13 protein-coding genes are annotated in these 15,160 nt (G+C 46.2%); 8 read left to right on the plus strand and 5 right to left on the minus strand.

What is annotated here, in order from left to right; all coding sequences use genetic code 11:
* The first annotated feature begins 186 nt into the window (after positions 1-186).
* The gene (locus tag KXJ80_RS16795) at positions 187-894 is read left to right on the plus strand and encodes a DUF2461 domain-containing protein (protein WP_156143189.1); all 708 of its coding nucleotides are present in this window, start codon (positions 187-189) and stop codon (positions 892-894) included.
* 73 nt (positions 895-967) lie between these two features.
* Here the strand turns inward: KXJ80_RS16795 and KXJ80_RS16800 are convergent, their stop codons facing one another.
* Positions 968-1,579, minus strand: a complete 612-nt coding sequence (locus KXJ80_RS16800; RefSeq protein ID WP_203431982.1) for a TetR/AcrR family transcriptional regulator — start codon at positions 1,577-1,579, stop codon at positions 968-970.
* A 154-nt stretch (positions 1,580-1,733) separates the two neighbouring features.
* Here KXJ80_RS16800 and KXJ80_RS16805 point away from each other — a divergent pair, with 154 nt between their 5' ends.
* The 5 genes from KXJ80_RS16805 (at position 1,734) to KXJ80_RS16825 (ending at position 8,739) form a co-directional block, all read left to right on the plus strand.
* Positions 1,734-2,360: a glutathione S-transferase gene (locus tag KXJ80_RS16805; RefSeq protein WP_037425779.1), complete on the plus strand. Its 627-nt coding sequence runs from the start codon at positions 1,734-1,736 to the stop codon at positions 2,358-2,360.
* A gap of 61 nt (positions 2,361-2,421) precedes the next feature.
* The gene (locus KXJ80_RS16810; RefSeq protein ID WP_037416621.1) at positions 2,422-3,090 is read left to right on the plus strand and encodes a glutathione S-transferase family protein; all 669 of its coding nucleotides are present in this window, start codon (positions 2,422-2,424) and stop codon (positions 3,088-3,090) included.
* Positions 3,091-3,270: 180 nt separating this feature from the next.
* Positions 3,271-4,647: an RsmB/NOP family class I SAM-dependent RNA methyltransferase gene (locus KXJ80_RS16815; protein ID WP_218738264.1), complete on the plus strand. Its 1,377-nt coding sequence runs from the start codon at positions 3,271-3,273 to the stop codon at positions 4,645-4,647.
* A gap of 568 nt (positions 4,648-5,215) precedes the next feature.
* Positions 5,216-5,374 carry a small highly charged protein gene (locus KXJ80_RS16820; RefSeq protein ID WP_037416614.1) on the plus strand — a complete coding sequence of 53 codons (159 nt, stop codon included), beginning with the start codon at positions 5,216-5,218 and terminating at the stop codon, positions 5,372-5,374.
* A gap of 239 nt (positions 5,375-5,613) precedes the next feature.
* Complete coding sequence (locus tag KXJ80_RS16825) at positions 5,614-8,739, plus strand: NAD(P)-binding protein (protein ID WP_218738263.1); 3,126 nt, start codon at positions 5,614-5,616, stop codon at positions 8,737-8,739.
* A gap of 58 nt (positions 8,740-8,797) precedes the next feature.
* Here the strand turns inward: KXJ80_RS16825 and KXJ80_RS16830 are convergent, their stop codons facing one another.
* Positions 8,798-10,465, minus strand: coding sequence for a diguanylate cyclase (locus KXJ80_RS16830; protein ID WP_218738262.1), 1,668 nt, complete (start codon positions 10,463-10,465; stop codon positions 8,798-8,800).
* Positions 10,466-10,662: 197 nt separating this feature from the next.
* On the opposite strand from KXJ80_RS16830, the gene KXJ80_RS16835 reads away from it, so the two are divergent.
* Positions 10,663-11,514: a DMT family transporter gene (locus KXJ80_RS16835; RefSeq protein WP_218738261.1), complete on the plus strand. Its 852-nt coding sequence runs from the start codon at positions 10,663-10,665 to the stop codon at positions 11,512-11,514.
* A 57-nt stretch (positions 11,515-11,571) separates the two neighbouring features.
* Here KXJ80_RS16835 and KXJ80_RS16840 read toward each other — a convergent pair whose 3' ends face one another.
* The 3 genes from KXJ80_RS16840 to KXJ80_RS16850 form a co-directional block, all read right to left on the minus strand.
* Positions 11,572-12,111, minus strand: coding sequence for a YfaZ family protein (locus tag KXJ80_RS16840; RefSeq protein ID WP_037416607.1), 540 nt, complete (start codon positions 12,109-12,111; stop codon positions 11,572-11,574).
* A 162-nt stretch (positions 12,112-12,273) separates the two neighbouring features.
* Positions 12,274-12,783, minus strand: coding sequence for a GNAT family N-acetyltransferase (locus tag KXJ80_RS16845; protein WP_037416604.1), 510 nt, complete (start codon positions 12,781-12,783; stop codon positions 12,274-12,276).
* A 28-nt stretch (positions 12,784-12,811) separates the two neighbouring features.
* The gene (locus tag KXJ80_RS16850) at positions 12,812-14,182 is read right to left on the minus strand and encodes a magnesium transporter (RefSeq protein WP_037416602.1); all 1,371 of its coding nucleotides are present in this window, start codon (positions 14,180-14,182) and stop codon (positions 12,812-12,814) included.
* Between the two features lie 147 nt (positions 14,183-14,329).
* On the opposite strand from KXJ80_RS16850, the gene KXJ80_RS16855 reads away from it, so the two are divergent.
* Positions 14,330-14,815, plus strand: a complete 486-nt coding sequence (locus tag KXJ80_RS16855) for a glutathione peroxidase (protein WP_037425797.1) — start codon at positions 14,330-14,332, stop codon at positions 14,813-14,815.
* Positions 14,816-15,160: the final 345 nt, after the last annotated feature.

Genomic DNA, 15,160 nt, shown 5'->3' on the forward strand with positions numbered 1-15,160 from the left:
TAGGCATCAAAGCTAAAGATGAGAATAATTCTCACCTAGCTTTACATGTAAATCGCAACTTGATAGTCACTACAGAGAAATGCTCGAAGAATTTGCAATATCCACGCGCATTTGTTCAACTCGCACTAACCTGTTTTGACTAACAGTCGGAATCTCAGTCTCAAGCACCTCAAAGGTTTTATGGATATGACTAAGCTCACCGCACAACCTCAAACCGAGTTGGCATTTACCGCTGCCAGCTTGGATTTTCTCAAACGGCTTTCGCTCAATAATTCCCGCGACTGGTTTAAAGCTCATCAGGATGAATATGAAGATAACGTCAGAACGCCCGCACTGCGTTTTATCGAACAAATTCAGCCTCATATTATTGCGATTTCACCAAGATTGACCGCGGTAGCCAAAAAAGTCGGTGGCAGCTTAATGCGCCCGCAGCGCGATAGCCGTTTTAGCAACGATAAGACACCCTACAAAACTAATGTGGGGATCCAATTTCGGCATTTTCAGGGTAAAGATGTGCATGCACCAGGGCTGTATTTACACATTGCCGAGGATGGATGTTTTATTGCCGCGGGTATTTGGCACCCCGAGTCGAAGGCGCTCAATGCGATTCGGACTTGTATTGATGAAAATCCCAATGGTTACAAAAAGGCGCTGCAAACCTTAATAGACCATGGATTTATGATGGATGGTGATAGCTTGACGCGCCCGCCAAAAGGATTCGATAAACACCACCCCATGCTAACCGAGCTCAAACGTAAGGACTTTATCGCGCTAAAACCCATACCCTTTGAAAGGCTCTGCCAAGCCGATGCCGCCCGCTACTGCGCCGAACAATTCGCCCACTGTAGCCAATTAATGGCCTACTTGTGCTTTGCCCTCGAGTTGGACTTTTAGTTTTTGCATCAGTTTTGCTGTTCACGAGGCCAAGCATGCGCTTGGCCTCATGCTTATCGGTTTAACCTACGCCCTATTTCACATAGACGGGCTTAAGTGGCGTCAGCGCGAGACTCTTAAGATATTCGCTTAATACCGTAAATGCATTATCCAACAGGGTGTATTCCTTCGCCTTACCTAACACTCTAATCCCTTGTAATTGAAGCACTAAAAAAGCCGCTAGCGACTCAGGCTGAACCGATTGAGATAACTCACCCTGTCGCTGACTGTAGCGTAATACACCGGTGAAGTGAGTCTGCAACTGGGCAAATAAGCGCTGGCACTCTTGCTGCACGCAGTCATCATCGAGACATTTTTCTAATACTGCATTCTGCATAAAGCAGCCATACTCTTGCTCGCGCTGCAAGGCCACAAATCGCGCTAAATAGGTCAAGATCTCATTTAATCCCGCCTGTGCATGCAGGATTTTCTCCTTCGCCCCAAAGGAATAATGGTCGAGATAAAAACGTAAACATTCACGATATAAACTCTGTTTATCACCAAAACTGTTATACAAGCTGAAGCGATTAATCCCTAAGTGTTCGACCAGATCGGCAATCGATGTCTCGGCAAATCCCTTCTGCCAAAATAACTCCATCGCCTGAATGAGCTTTTCTTGTCTATCAAAATTACAACTACGTGCCATGGTTCAAACCTAGATTGATGCCTGTATTAAACGGAGTGCTATATGGCAAAACATTCTTGACTGACCGTTTAGATATGGCGTAAATTTTATCCTAACCGATCGTTCCGTTAAAGCTCTATTTAGCCAAACTTAAAGATTAACAGAAGGAAAGAGCATGAAGCTTTATGAATTAGCCCCTACGCCAAGCGCAAGACGCGTGAGTATTTTCCTCGCCGAAAAAGGCATCGATATCCCACGTGTGAATGTTGATATTCGCGGCGGTGAAAATCTCAGCCCTGAATTTAAAGCCAAAAGCTTAAACGGACGCATCCCCCTGCTCGAACTCGACGATGGTAGCTACCTATGTGAATCCGTGGCTATTTGCCGCTATTTAGAAGAAATCTATCCCAGTGAAACGTCCTTATTTGGCAACAGCCCGCTAGAGCGTGCCCAAGTCGAAATGTGGCAGCGCATCATCGAGCTACAAGGGTTGATGGTCGGCTTTCAAGCCTTTAGAAACCTGACGGGTATTTACAAAGACAGGGAAAATTGCGTCGAAGCCTGGGGCGCAGAATCACGCCAACGGGTCATTGACTTCCTGCCGACCTTAGACCAACAATTAGCCAAATCAAGCTATGTGGCGAGCGATAACTTTACGATTGCCGATATTTCTGCATACGTTTTTATTAGCTTTATTAAAAACTTAGATATTCTAGTGGATGACACCTTGCCCCACATTCAGGCATGGTTTGCGACAGTGGCCCAGCGCCCTGCGATAGTGTCGCTTACCCCAAAAAACTAGCAGCGATGCCCTATTGGGCACCCAAGTTAAGCATTAACCAGTTAAGACTTAAGGGATAACTATGATTGATTTATATACCGCCGCGACCCCGAACGGTTTTAAAATTTCCATCGCGCTCGAAGAAATGGGTCTCGACTATCGAGTGCATAAGTTAGATTTCAATACTAACGAACAGAAGCAGCCTGAGTTTCTCGCCATTAACCCTAATGGCCGTATTCCAGCCATTATCGACCGAGATAACGAGGACTTTGTAGTGTTCGAGTCCGGCGCAATTCTTCTGTATCTGGCGGAAAAAACCGGTAAGTTCTTACCAGCCGATCCTAAAAAGCGCTCACAGGTCATTCAATGGCTCATGTTCCAAATGAGCGGTGTCGGCCCAATGATGGGTCAAGCTAACGTGTTTTACCGTTACTTCCCCGAGAAAATCCCTGCGGCTATTGAACGTTACCAAAAAGAAGGCAGACGTTTGTTTGAGGTGATGAATACCCAATTAGCCAAGCATCAGTATCTGGCCGGTGATGAGTACACCATTGCGGATATCGCGACTTGGCCTTGGGTGCGCATCCATGAATGGAGCGGTATCAATATGGAAGGACTCACTCACTTACAACGTTGGCTAGACGAGTTAGCCCTAAGACCCGCTTGCCAAAAAGGCATAGTGACACCTCCGCCCTCAGTATTGAGTGATGAAGAGCGTGCTAAACAAATCCAGAAGATGGTGACTAAGTAAGTCATCCTTTCCTCACGCGCGCATTCGTTTTTCCCATCAAGCCCCAACTCAGCATTGGGGCTTTTTTACTGCTAGTGATACGTAAAACTGCTACACTCTGCGCCACTTATTGATTTGCTTGGCCATATTCATCCCACCGGATGGATGTCACTTGGCCGAGCCACTTTTCAGGCTAACTTTATGGGCAATCCAAACGGCTTATCATCAGCAACCATGGCATCTACAGTGAATATCGAACCGCAAACCCTCGCGCAAAAACGCGGATTAAGTTATGCCAATACCATTAAGTTATTGTTCGATGAGATTTTAAATACCAAGCAACCCGCCGACCGAGTGCTCGCGAACTACTTTAGGGAACATAAAAAGCACGGCTCCAAGGATCGCAAGGTCATCCGCGAATCCTTATTTAGCCTGTTCCGTTGGTGGGGCTGGTTTAAAGCCACGGCCGATCATCAGCAGGCGGATCACTTTTTTGCAATGCTGAGCGCGAGCGCCTTAATCGAAGCCCATCCATGGCAAGATATTGCCCAAGCCTGGCATGAGCTCGCCCAATCGCCGGCTGATTATCAACAGCTTCAATCCCTTAGCGTTAATAGCTTAACGGATAAATTGGCACTGGTATGGCAGCAATTTCCCGAAGCGTCCTTCGAACTCGCGGATTTATTGCCTGAATGGTTTTGGCAGGTCTGCCCAATTGCCCCAGAGCTGCGCCCAAATCTCATCGAAGCTATGTCTAGCCGGCCACCGATTTGGGGACGTGCACAGGGAATCAACAGCCAAACAGCTGTTAAGCAACTACAAGCGCTAGAGATTGATGCGAGCCTCAGCCCCTATTTTGAAGATGCCATAAACCTTGGCACTAAGAGCATGAATCTCAATGAAATATCACTCTATAAAGAGGGCAAAATTGAGATCCAGGATTTAGCTTCGCAAGTGATAGGTCAAATTTGTGCACCAGAGCCTTGGCAACACTGGTGGGATGCCTGCAGCGGCGCAGGCGGAAAAACCCTGCAATTGCGCGCACTGATGCAAACTGCCGCAGCTAAGCAGCACAGTCCGTTTGTCGGCTCAATTGTGTCATCAGATATTCGCGCCCACGCCTTAGAAGAACTCAGCAAACGCGCCCAACGGGCAAAGTTTGACGGCATAAGCATTGCTCGCTGGCGCAGTGATGCACTGCCGGTCGACGCCAACCATTTTGACGGGGTATTAGTCGACGCACCCTGTAGCTGCACGGGCACGTGGCGCCGTAACCCAGATATGCGCTGGCTCGACAGCCTCGATGCCGTCACAGATAAAGCAGCACTGCAACTGGATATATTAAGCCGCAGCAGTAAGGCGGTAAAACGGGGCGGAAGCTTAGTCTACGCCACTTGCTCACTGTCACCGGTTGAAAATGAGCAAGTAGTTTCCGCCTTTTTACAACAACATCCCGAGTTCAACCTAGTGCCGATCCGCCACCCCTTTACCGGCGAACAAACAGAAATGTTGACCGTGTGGCCCTTCGAAGCCAACACAGATGGAATGTTTGTGGCGTGCATGCAGCGCAATCTCTAGGGCGTGTTGACGTTTCAGGGTTGTTTTTGCAGCAATTTGGCTGGATTTTATGCAAGGCAAAGTCCGTGCAGTGTAGTTATTCTACATAAACGGACGATAACGCAGCAGAAACGCCAGCAAAATGCTGCCCGAAGGGCTCGTCTGGCAAACACTTGCTCTTACTTTCTGTCATAAGAGCCGCTCGTCATTTGAGTAGAATGACTACACATCATTCCTCGTTTCGCGAGCACGTGCTTGCCAGAACGAACAAAATCTAATCTCGAAACGTCAACACGCCCTAGCACTAACTCCTTATTTTTTATAAGAACTTGGCACTCTTTCTCTGAGTGCCATTCTTTTTGCCTCCGCACAATATCAATGCGCTTTTTATCTATTCATTTAATAATCATCAAGATAAACCCTAGAGTGCGGGCTAAAATCGCCAATGCAATTCCATCGAGACGTATCACCCCTTCTTGGACAAAACTTTTCACCATCAGTGATTAAATATTTCGCTTTAGCTTAATCTCGCCTTTGGGTAAAAAGATCGAGTGCTGAGAATGGCACAGGTATTTTTGGAATTTTGACCATGTCACACTCCTATGAATTTGACGACGATGATGCGCCATGGGGCGAAAACGTCAAAGGTAAGCAAAAAAACAAACGCGTAAAACAACGTCGCAGGGATACTAAGCGCCGTTATTCTGATGATGCAGAGGTGGATTTCTATCAGCATAAATCGAAGTAACTGAACTACGACCCGTTTGCCTTAGCAAATTCGAGCTTTATAAGCAGTCAAATCCCAGCAAGTTGGAGTTAATCCAACTTGCTAGTTAATCTAAGTTTTTCCCTCTATTCATCTTTTAATTCAATTGTAAAATCAATAGGCTAATTGACCTATTTACCCTATGCTCTTTAGGGTTTACTCATGCTTTTTTGTCGACAAAAACTACCTTACACATCTTTACGGGTTTAAAGGATGATCCCATGGAAAAACAACGCCCCGATTTTATCTATCCCCCAGGCAGTATGTTAATGCACTCCCCCTTAGTATTGAATAAAGCCGATATGTACGGTTTTTTTCTCAAGGGAAAACTTGCCAACCTACAGCGCTCTATCGATAAAACGCTCAACCAAGTGGCCGGAAGTGCCATGTACTTTAAAGTGCTATCGCCCTACGTACTGACAACTTTTACTCAAATCGAGAAAGCCTATTCAGAAGACCCAACCGACAGGGCTAAAGGTTGGATCCAAGAAACCGACATCATCACTTGGGTCATGGTCGGTCGCCAAGACAATAGCAACAGCACAGCCATCAGTCATGTGTATTTTCAGCCACTGCATATTTGGGTGAATGATGCGATGGCCCTGATCAATGGCCGTGAGTTATTCGGTTATCCCAAGTATTTGTGTGAATACACTATGCCCGCGGTCGGAGAGCCATTAACCCGTCTATCCTTGGCCACAAAGAGCTTCTTACACTTTAGCCCTGACACTGAGCTTGCCATGCACCCGCTGATTGAGGTGAATTGCAATGCCAAGCCTGAGGCGCAGCTCACCACGCTAGAAGCCATAGCCCAAACCTGGCAACTCTTTAAAGAACAAACGGATTTTATTCCAGAGCTGGATAAGCTAGGTGAGGAGCAACTGTTTCATTTGCTGTTTAAGCCCGCTATCGACCAAGTGTTTTTAAAGCAGTTTCCGGACGCTTCAGGCCAAAAAGCGGTTTATCAGGCGATTACTGCATCGCCCGCTAAGGTCAACAAAGTGCACAGTGTTGCCCTGTTAGAAAATGACTCTGTCGCCACCATTTTTGATAACGCCAGCTTCCCACTCAAAGAAACCCTAGGCGTCGAGGTTGGCGAGCAGCATGTATTACTGCCCTACCATGTGAACTTTGACTTTGAAGTACCGCCGGGCGAAGTGCTGGTCGATAACTCTGAAATCAAAAAACAAAAAATTGCCATTCTCGGCGGAGGTGTCGCCGCCATGACCGCCGCCTGTTATCTCACCGACAGACTCGGTTGGCAGAACCAATATGAAATTGATGTCTATCAATTAGGCTGGCGAATCGGCGGCAAGGGCGCAAGTGGCCGCAATGCCGCGATGGGGCAGCGGATTGAAGAGCATGGCCTGCATATCTGGTTTGGTTTTTATCAAAATGCCTGCGCCTTGATGCGTAAAGCCTATGAAGAATTAAACCGCCCGCCCGAAGCACCGCTGGCCACCTTCTTCGATGCCTTTAAACCCCATAATTTTATTGTGCTACAGGAAGAAATTAATGGTCGCTCCGTTTGCTGGCCGATTACCTTTCCGACACTGCCAGGGATCCCTGGGGATGGCACCGAAACTTTAACCTTCTGGAAGGTAGTTAAGGCCGCCTTTGCTTGGATAAAAGAATGGCTAAAGGACATGGACTCCCTGCTGGAGGCCGATGAAAAAGCCATGGCGACACCGAAAAACTGGCTCGATACCAGCTGGTTTGAACGACTTAAGGATAAGTTAGAGGATTCGGTAGAAGATGCGATGGAATCCCTCGACGCCCTGGGTGACAAGCTAGAATGCCATTTTAATCAAATGATTGGCCGCGAATGCGATGAGCATGTCCACAGCGAGAGTGACGATGGTTTGGTCGAGTCCGCCGTCGATGCCCTGCACCAAAGGCTGGTTAAACGCTTTAGCGACCATTTAGACACTAACGATGATTTGCGTCATCTGTATATCGCCGTCGATTTAGGCTTAACCATCTTAAAAGGGATGTTTGTCGACGATGTGTTTGAAAAGGGCTTCGATGCCATCAACGACTACGATTACCGCGAATGGTTAATCAAACACGGTGCAAGTCAAAAATACACGGTCGACAGCGCGCCAGTACGCGGTTTTTATGATCTGGTGTTTGCCTACGAAAAAGGCAATTTTGACAAACCGAATGTCGAAGCAGGCACCATTATCCGCTCTATGCTGCGTATCGCACTGTGTTATCAAGGCGGGATTATGTGGAAAATGCAAGCTGGCATGGGAGATGTGGTCTTTACCCCCTACTATGAAGTGTTGAAACGGCGCGGGGTTAATTTCCACTTTTTCAATCGTGTCGATAATTTAGAATGTCGCAATAACAGCATTCAAGCGATTGAAATCACTGAGCAAGTTGCTCTGGCACCTTCGGTCAAAGAATATAATCCACTCGTGGATGTGAAAGGCTTAGCCTGCTGGCCAAGTACCCCCAATTACGATCAGCTCGAGCCTGAGCAAGCCGCATTGCTAAAAGCCCATGATATTAATCTTGAGCACTTCTGGAGCGATTGGGACAATCTATACGAGGCGCAATTTGGTCAGGCGCTTCCGAAAAAACGTCTGCAAAAAGGCGTGGACTTCGACAAAGTGATTTTTGGTCTGTCACTAGGTTCGGTCCCCCATGTCGCTAGCGAAGTCATGGCGCAGAGTCCGGCGCTCAAAACCTGTGTAGATAAAGTGCAGACCGTCGCGACCCAAGCCTATCAACTTTGGATGAATCAAGATCTTAATGGTATTGGCTGGCCCAATTATTCTGAGGATGGCGAGCAGCCTGTCTTATCAGGCTTTACCGAGCCTTTCGATACATGGGCATCAATGGATCAATTGCTCGATAAAGAAGACTGGCGCGACCTTGAGCCCAAAAATGCCAGTTATTTCTGCTCGGCGTTGCCCGTGGATGCCTATCCACCACGTACGGATATCGGTTTCCAACAGCGCAAAACCGCCGAAGCCAAGGCTGGCGCCATTAATCAGCTCAATATGGAAATTCATAAGCTGTGGCAACATGTTGGCGATAGTTTCCCCTGGGAATGGTTGCACGATGAACAAAACCGCCAAGGCGAAGCGCGATTCGATAGCCAATATTGGCGCGCCAATGTGGATCCTTCGGAACGTTATGTCTTGTCGGTTAAAGGCAGCTCACAATATCGGATCAACACCGATGGCACAGGTATCGACAATCTGTATATGACGGGTGACTGGATTAAAACCGGCCTCAATGCCGGTTGTGTCGAGGCCGCTACCATGGCGGGGATGCATACCGCTAAAGCCATCTGCGGTCATCCGGCCATTATCAAAGGCGAAAAAGACTTCGCCTAAATGCCAAAGGGCTGCATTGTGCAGCCCTTTCTATTTGTTTTATAAGTTGTTCTCAAGCTTAAAAGGAAGCGATCTCACCCACGCGGCTATCGGCATATTCCTGACGCCGTTTTTCCATCCTAGACTGATACAAACGACTATCTGCACAGCGCAGCCACTCATGGGGTTCGGCTACGTCGGTATTCATCGCGATGCCAAAACTAAAATGACAATCCTTTAAGCCTTCAGCGGCAACTTGCGCAGTTAATTCTCGCAAACTATTCACTAAATTTGTCACGCTACTCGCAGGCAGAATAACGACAAACTCATCGCCACTAATACGGTAGATTTTGAGTTGAGCAATATTGGTCGCTTGCAAAAACTGCACAAGTCTTTGTAGTAAACGATCCCCTTCTTGATGTCCCAAGGTATCATTTACCATCTTGAGATTGTCGACATTCAGCAGCACCAACGCCATAGGGTTAACCACCTTATTGGAAAAGGCCAATTGAGAATTCATAAACTCATCAAAGGCATAACGGTTACCGACTCGCGTTAAGCCATCAAGCCTTGCTTTTTCCCAAGCGATCCCTAACTCTTCGATATGCGCCTTACGTTCTTCAGAAAGGAGTTTAAGTTTATTAGCCAAGGCAAGGGATAACAGTAAGGCATCTACAGTGCCGCCGAGCAAAGTAGCAAATTCAGCATGCTCAATAAAATCAGGGGTGATCCCCATATTGCCCGGTAAGATAATCACCGCAGGCAACAGCAAACAACTAAAGGCCATGATGAAATAGCGCGCGGGGGCAAAGCCTTTCATCAAGCACACATTGCCACAGGTGATCGCTAGCGCAATCCACAGCATGATTAAGACTGAGGCAATAATCGCGGTATAGGGCAATAACCAAATACTAGTCGGCAAGGCTAAAACACACGCAACTAATAAGTATTGGCTCAGCCTCCATAATCGGGGCGAATAGCTAGGCAACTGTAAGAAGTGCTTGTAGAACATGATGTTAAATATCGGCAAGCTGATAAAAAACAGATGATGTAATTCAAGCTGATGGAAGTTAAATAGATGCGCTGGTAAATGGAAGGTCAGTGCCCAGCCACCAAAATAGGTCAATACATAAAGACCATAATATAAAAATGCCTTATCTAAAATTGATATGTAAATCAGTAGATTGTATAGAGCGATAAAGAGCAATCCCCCTAAACAAATCAGTATCGCCATGGCCACACGGTCGTTGGTTAACTGATGCACCTCTTCTGACGTTAAAGCCAGCTCTGGGGCGGAGGAATAATAGCGGCTACTCAGTCGAGTCACCAACCAATAATCAGTCCCAATATTCAGTTGAACCTTGCGACCGTAATCGAATAAAAATTCATAGGGTGCATAGTAACCACTGTGGGCAGTTTGCACTGAGCCATCACTACCAAGTAACCAATAATCGACCGATTCAACAATAGAATTACTGGCATCGACTACCCAACGAGTTTGACGGCTATTAACCATCACAGGAGACACCATCCAATAGTCGCCACCAGCCAGACTCACAGAGCTAGCTTCTTTGAGTCGGCTCATCCATTGAGTTACCTCATTAAAATCGGCAGGCGGGAGCTGCTTATCTTCTGCATGGAATAAATAAGGGGAGTCCAACGCAATTTCAGCGCTAAGGGCAAATGGACTAAATGTCCAAAACAGCAACAAAAAGCACCAGAAATTATGCACGTTAGTTTTGCTCATTGGTATCTTGGTTTATATACCCGCGTTTAGTTCCACGCAGAAAATCAATTTAAAGTGTTAACTTTATGACTACATTTTATTTTTTACAATTGATTAGACTAAATTAGTCGGCAATTGGGTGCCTAATGATGATATTTTAGTCGTTAACTTAAGGGACAACACCTTAGCCTCAATATCAGACGTTCACTTGGATACCTATGGCACCATTATTGATGATTTTAGCTGCACAATTATTGATTGCCAGCGGCAACCTATTGGTAAAATTACTTGAAACTAATGCGCCCGTATTTCAACTTGTGCTTTATCGCCAATTATTTGCCACGCTTTTGGTGCTTCCCTTTGTCTGGCGTTTACAGGGCAATCTCAAATTAAGTCCCTTTTACAAGGTGCATTTAAGTCGAGCGCTGTTAATCGGCTTAGGCAATGCCATCTTTATGTTGGCGGTATTGCATCTGCCCCTGGCAACAGTCACCGCGGTCATTTATACCTCACCATTATTACTGTTGTTATTGTCCGCTTTCTTTTTAAATGAGCGTATTGGTTATCGTCGCACCGTTGCGGGGATTATTGGTTTTACGGGCATTTTGCTGATAAGCCAACCGACAGAATTTAACCTCTACATTGGCTTGGCCTTTTTTGGTGCCATGACTTCGGCAACAAACAGCCTGATTTTGAAGGCATATTCAACCCATGAGCATCCCTTTTCAACACTCTTTTGGTCTAATGCCTTTGCGATGGTTTTTCTGATACCGGCAACTTGGTACGAAGGCGCCGACTTTAGTCTCCCCGTCGCACAGGTTGGCCTGACCTTAGGGCTGTTTTATATCGGTATGACCTACCTCATCATCCACGCCTATCGGCGCGCCGATGCTAGCCAAATGGCGCCAGTGGAATACACTGGCCTTATTTTTGCCGCATTGTTTGGTTGGTGGTTTTTGGATGAGCACTTAAGCATTGTAGTGTGTATTGGCATAGGACTTGTGATCTTCTCCTCCATCCTGCCAAGCTACAGTGAACTGAAAGCCAAATTGAAAAGCCGGCGAAGTTAACCTTGGCCGGCTTTAAATTCGAGGCGACACATTTAGGTCGCCAATTTACTGGTTCGATTAGAAGCGGAATTTACCGCCGATGTACGCACCATCTTCAAAGGTAAAATCACGAGCATTATCGTATTCAAAGGCAATTTTACGATAACCGACGTACAGTGCCATATTTGGGTTGATGTTGTATTGCACTTTGGAATCCAATTCATACTGACCATCGACATTACCGAAAGACAATACCGATGGCGCGTAGTAAGCGGCAGCATGTATAGAAATATTTGGCCCTAAGGCTAACGCATAACGACCACCGACAGACACAGTACTGCCATTTGGCGCATCGTCTGCCCATAACTGGCTTAACTTAGCGCCCACTTCAAAATGATGCACTCCCGCATCGTGGGTCATGTGCATTGCACCTTGAGCAATATGACCGCTATCGTCCGAATAAATATATCCTAATACTGCATTAGTATCTTTATTCACTTGCAGCTCTAACTCAGTAGAAACCACATCGTTGTTTAAGCCAAGATTAAATTCTGACGCATTCACTTGCAGCGCGGCTGCACTCAATAATAAGACACTTGCTACTCTGAATTTAGCCATAAAAACACCTCAATAATGACTGTGGGTAATAGCGCGGATCATACCGAATAAAAAAAGAAAATCTGCATATTTAGGATTTTGGTGCCGATATTTTTGAATTTAAAACCAAATAAAAACCAGCCATAAACACCAGCAAAACCTAAATAAAACATTTTTTACACATTAAGGTGCTGGTATACGATTTCCCACTAAGGTTTGCATCGTTCCTTCAATATCAATCTCATCACATAAGGTTAAGTAATACCAACCCACGGTATTCCCCGTTCCTCTAATGCTCAAATAGTTACGCCAAAAGTGAAATCCGGCCTTGAGTAAATTCACTCTGCTGGCGTTGTTTTCATCTCGAATAGTGGCAAATAACAGGGCGATTCCCTGTGCTTTAGCCACTTCAATCCGCATAAGGGTAAGCCCTTGGGCGATGCCTCGGCGGCGATATAAAGGCGAGACCACCAGATAACCGAGTTCCCCCACAGGGCCAGAACCGGCCTTAATCGCTGCGCAGCCGACTATCTCGCCTTCGAGAGTCTTCGCCAATATCACGGCGCGGGACAGAGCAAAAGCCTGATGGTCGAGGGGATGCGCGTTGTCATCGCGCAGGTCAATTAATGACGCCGCAGCCGCTAATTCGGCCGCGTTTTGACAAAGAACAAATTGAATATCGTTTTGATTCATACAAATGAGTTAAACAACCTAAATCCACTTAAAGATAAAGTATCGTCGCCATACCGAGGAAAGTGAAAAAGCCCACCACATCGGTCACAGTGGTTAAAATCACCGAGCCAGAGAGCGCCGCATCTTGGTTAAATCGCTGCAAGACCATAGGCACAATCACCCCAGCTAAAGCCGCGACCGCCATATTGATTAAAATCGCACAACCTATCACTATGCCTATGGTGCTGTCGGCAAACCACCAGCCCGATACCAGTCCAATAACAATCGCCCACAGAGTACCATTGACTAAACCAATCCCTAACTCGTTCTTCATTAACGAGAATAAGTTACCCGCAGAGATCTGCCCCATCGCCATACCGCGGATCATCAAGGTGAGCGACTGACTCCCCGCAATCCCGCCCATGGACGCCACTATCGGCATAAGTACCGCAAGTGCAACCACTTGAGATAAGACGTTTTCAAACAATCCAATGGTTGCCGAGGCCAAAAATGCGGTGAGTAAGTTAATCCCTAACCACACGGCGCGGCGCTGCGCACCTTTGATGATTGGGGCGAATAAGTCGTCGGACTCATCCATACCCGCGGTCGCCATTAATTGCGCTTCGTAATGTTCACGCACTAAGGCAGTCGCGGCCCTCAGGGTGACACGGCCAATCAGCTCCCCAGCCTCATCGATCACGGGTAACTCAATTTCGCGGCTATGTTCTATCGCCTCGGCGGCATCGAGTAGCGTCGTATCCGCAGTTAATGCACGACTGTCTTCCGATAACAGTGAAATCAGCGGCTCAGAGGGATCATGCTTGAAAATATCATAACGTCTGACCGTACCTAGGTATTTATCCGCCTCATCGACGATAAATAAGTTGTCGTTACAGTCGAGTTCAATTCGCCTGAAAAACCGCTGCGCCTGAGCCACAGTCGCCTTATCGCTGAGCACTAACATTTGATGATCGGTATAACGACCAATTTCGTTTTCCGAATATTGGTCATACAACTCGAAACGCTGCCGCTGACGCTCGCCCATCTGCGCCAAGGCGCGGTCGGTAAAACTTTCGGGGAGATAATCACTCCACTCAATCAAATCCTCAGGACTAAGCTGCGCGAATAGCAGATCCACCTCATTGTCGGGCATCTGCTTTAGGATACCCATACGCGGATCGGCACGCATTAAACTCAGCACTGTTACACGGTCACTAAACTCAACCTGTTGCCAACGCTCGTAACGCTCGTCTAAGGGTAAAGACTCCAGTGCTAATGCAATAGTACCAGGCTCTGCTTCATTTAAGATTTCACTGAACACTTCAGCCTGTTCTTCACCTTCAACTTCAGTGAGTTGCTGAACAACCTGCCCGACATCGGCCTGTGTGTTTGTTTCGTATTCGGCTTCATGTTCAGTCACATAAACGCCCTTCTGCTGAGATAAAAATTAGCGTAACTATATTGATATTGAAGAAGATTGGCAAACACACAGAATAAATTGCACACAAATTGATTGATAACAACTTAACTATTATTTATGCTAATCATCACACCTAAGGAGGTAATGATGACATCGACTATCTATAGCCACAGCGCAAACGACATTCAAGGCAATCCAACGGCACTGGCACAATATCAAGGCAAAGTAATTTTAATTGTAAATACCGCCAGTGAGTGCGGTTTTACACCACAGTACAAAGGCTTAGAGGCGCTTTATCAAAAATATAAAGCACAAGGATTTGTGGTTTTAGGCTTCCCATGCAATCAGTTTGGTGCCCAAGAAAAAGCCGATGAGAAAGGCATCCAAAGCTTTTGTGAACTCAACTTTGGCGTGAGTTTTCCCCTATTTTCAAAAATCGAGGTAAACGGTGAGCATACTCACCCTTTATATCAGTATCTTAAAAAAGCAGCGCCGGGCCTATTGGGCACAGAACGGATTAAGTGGAATTTCACTAAATTCTTAGTGAATCGTCAGGGAGAAGTGGTCGCTCGCTTTGCGCCAACCACAAAACCAGAAGACATTAGCGACAAAATAGAAACGCTTTTAAAGTAATCAGCGAGCTATCCCGTTGAAACTTTTCTATTAAATAAAAAGTTAAGTTATTTTTTATTTTCGATGGAACTTTAACCCTATAAGCCCCTCAAACATATTGAACAGCGAATGTCTTTTTCATGTTCATCATTCTCCCAGGGGCTTCTAGCGCGGCCCCCTTGACCTAGGAAGAGGTCACTAGGCAACCAATTGGTTGCCTTTTTTTATGTCTATGTTTTATTTGTAAAATAAATGTAGTCACCCACTGACTTCTATATTTAGCATGTCGGCATGGTCGAAAATAATTTCAAAAATTTTTAGCCGCAAACTGAACTTTATGAAAAGGCCTTAGTCTGACTATATGTA

Origin of the sequence: Shewanella xiamenensis, assembly GCF_024971755.1 — a bacterium.
Classification (GTDB): Bacteria; Pseudomonadota; Gammaproteobacteria; order Enterobacterales; family Shewanellaceae; genus Shewanella; species Shewanella xiamenensis.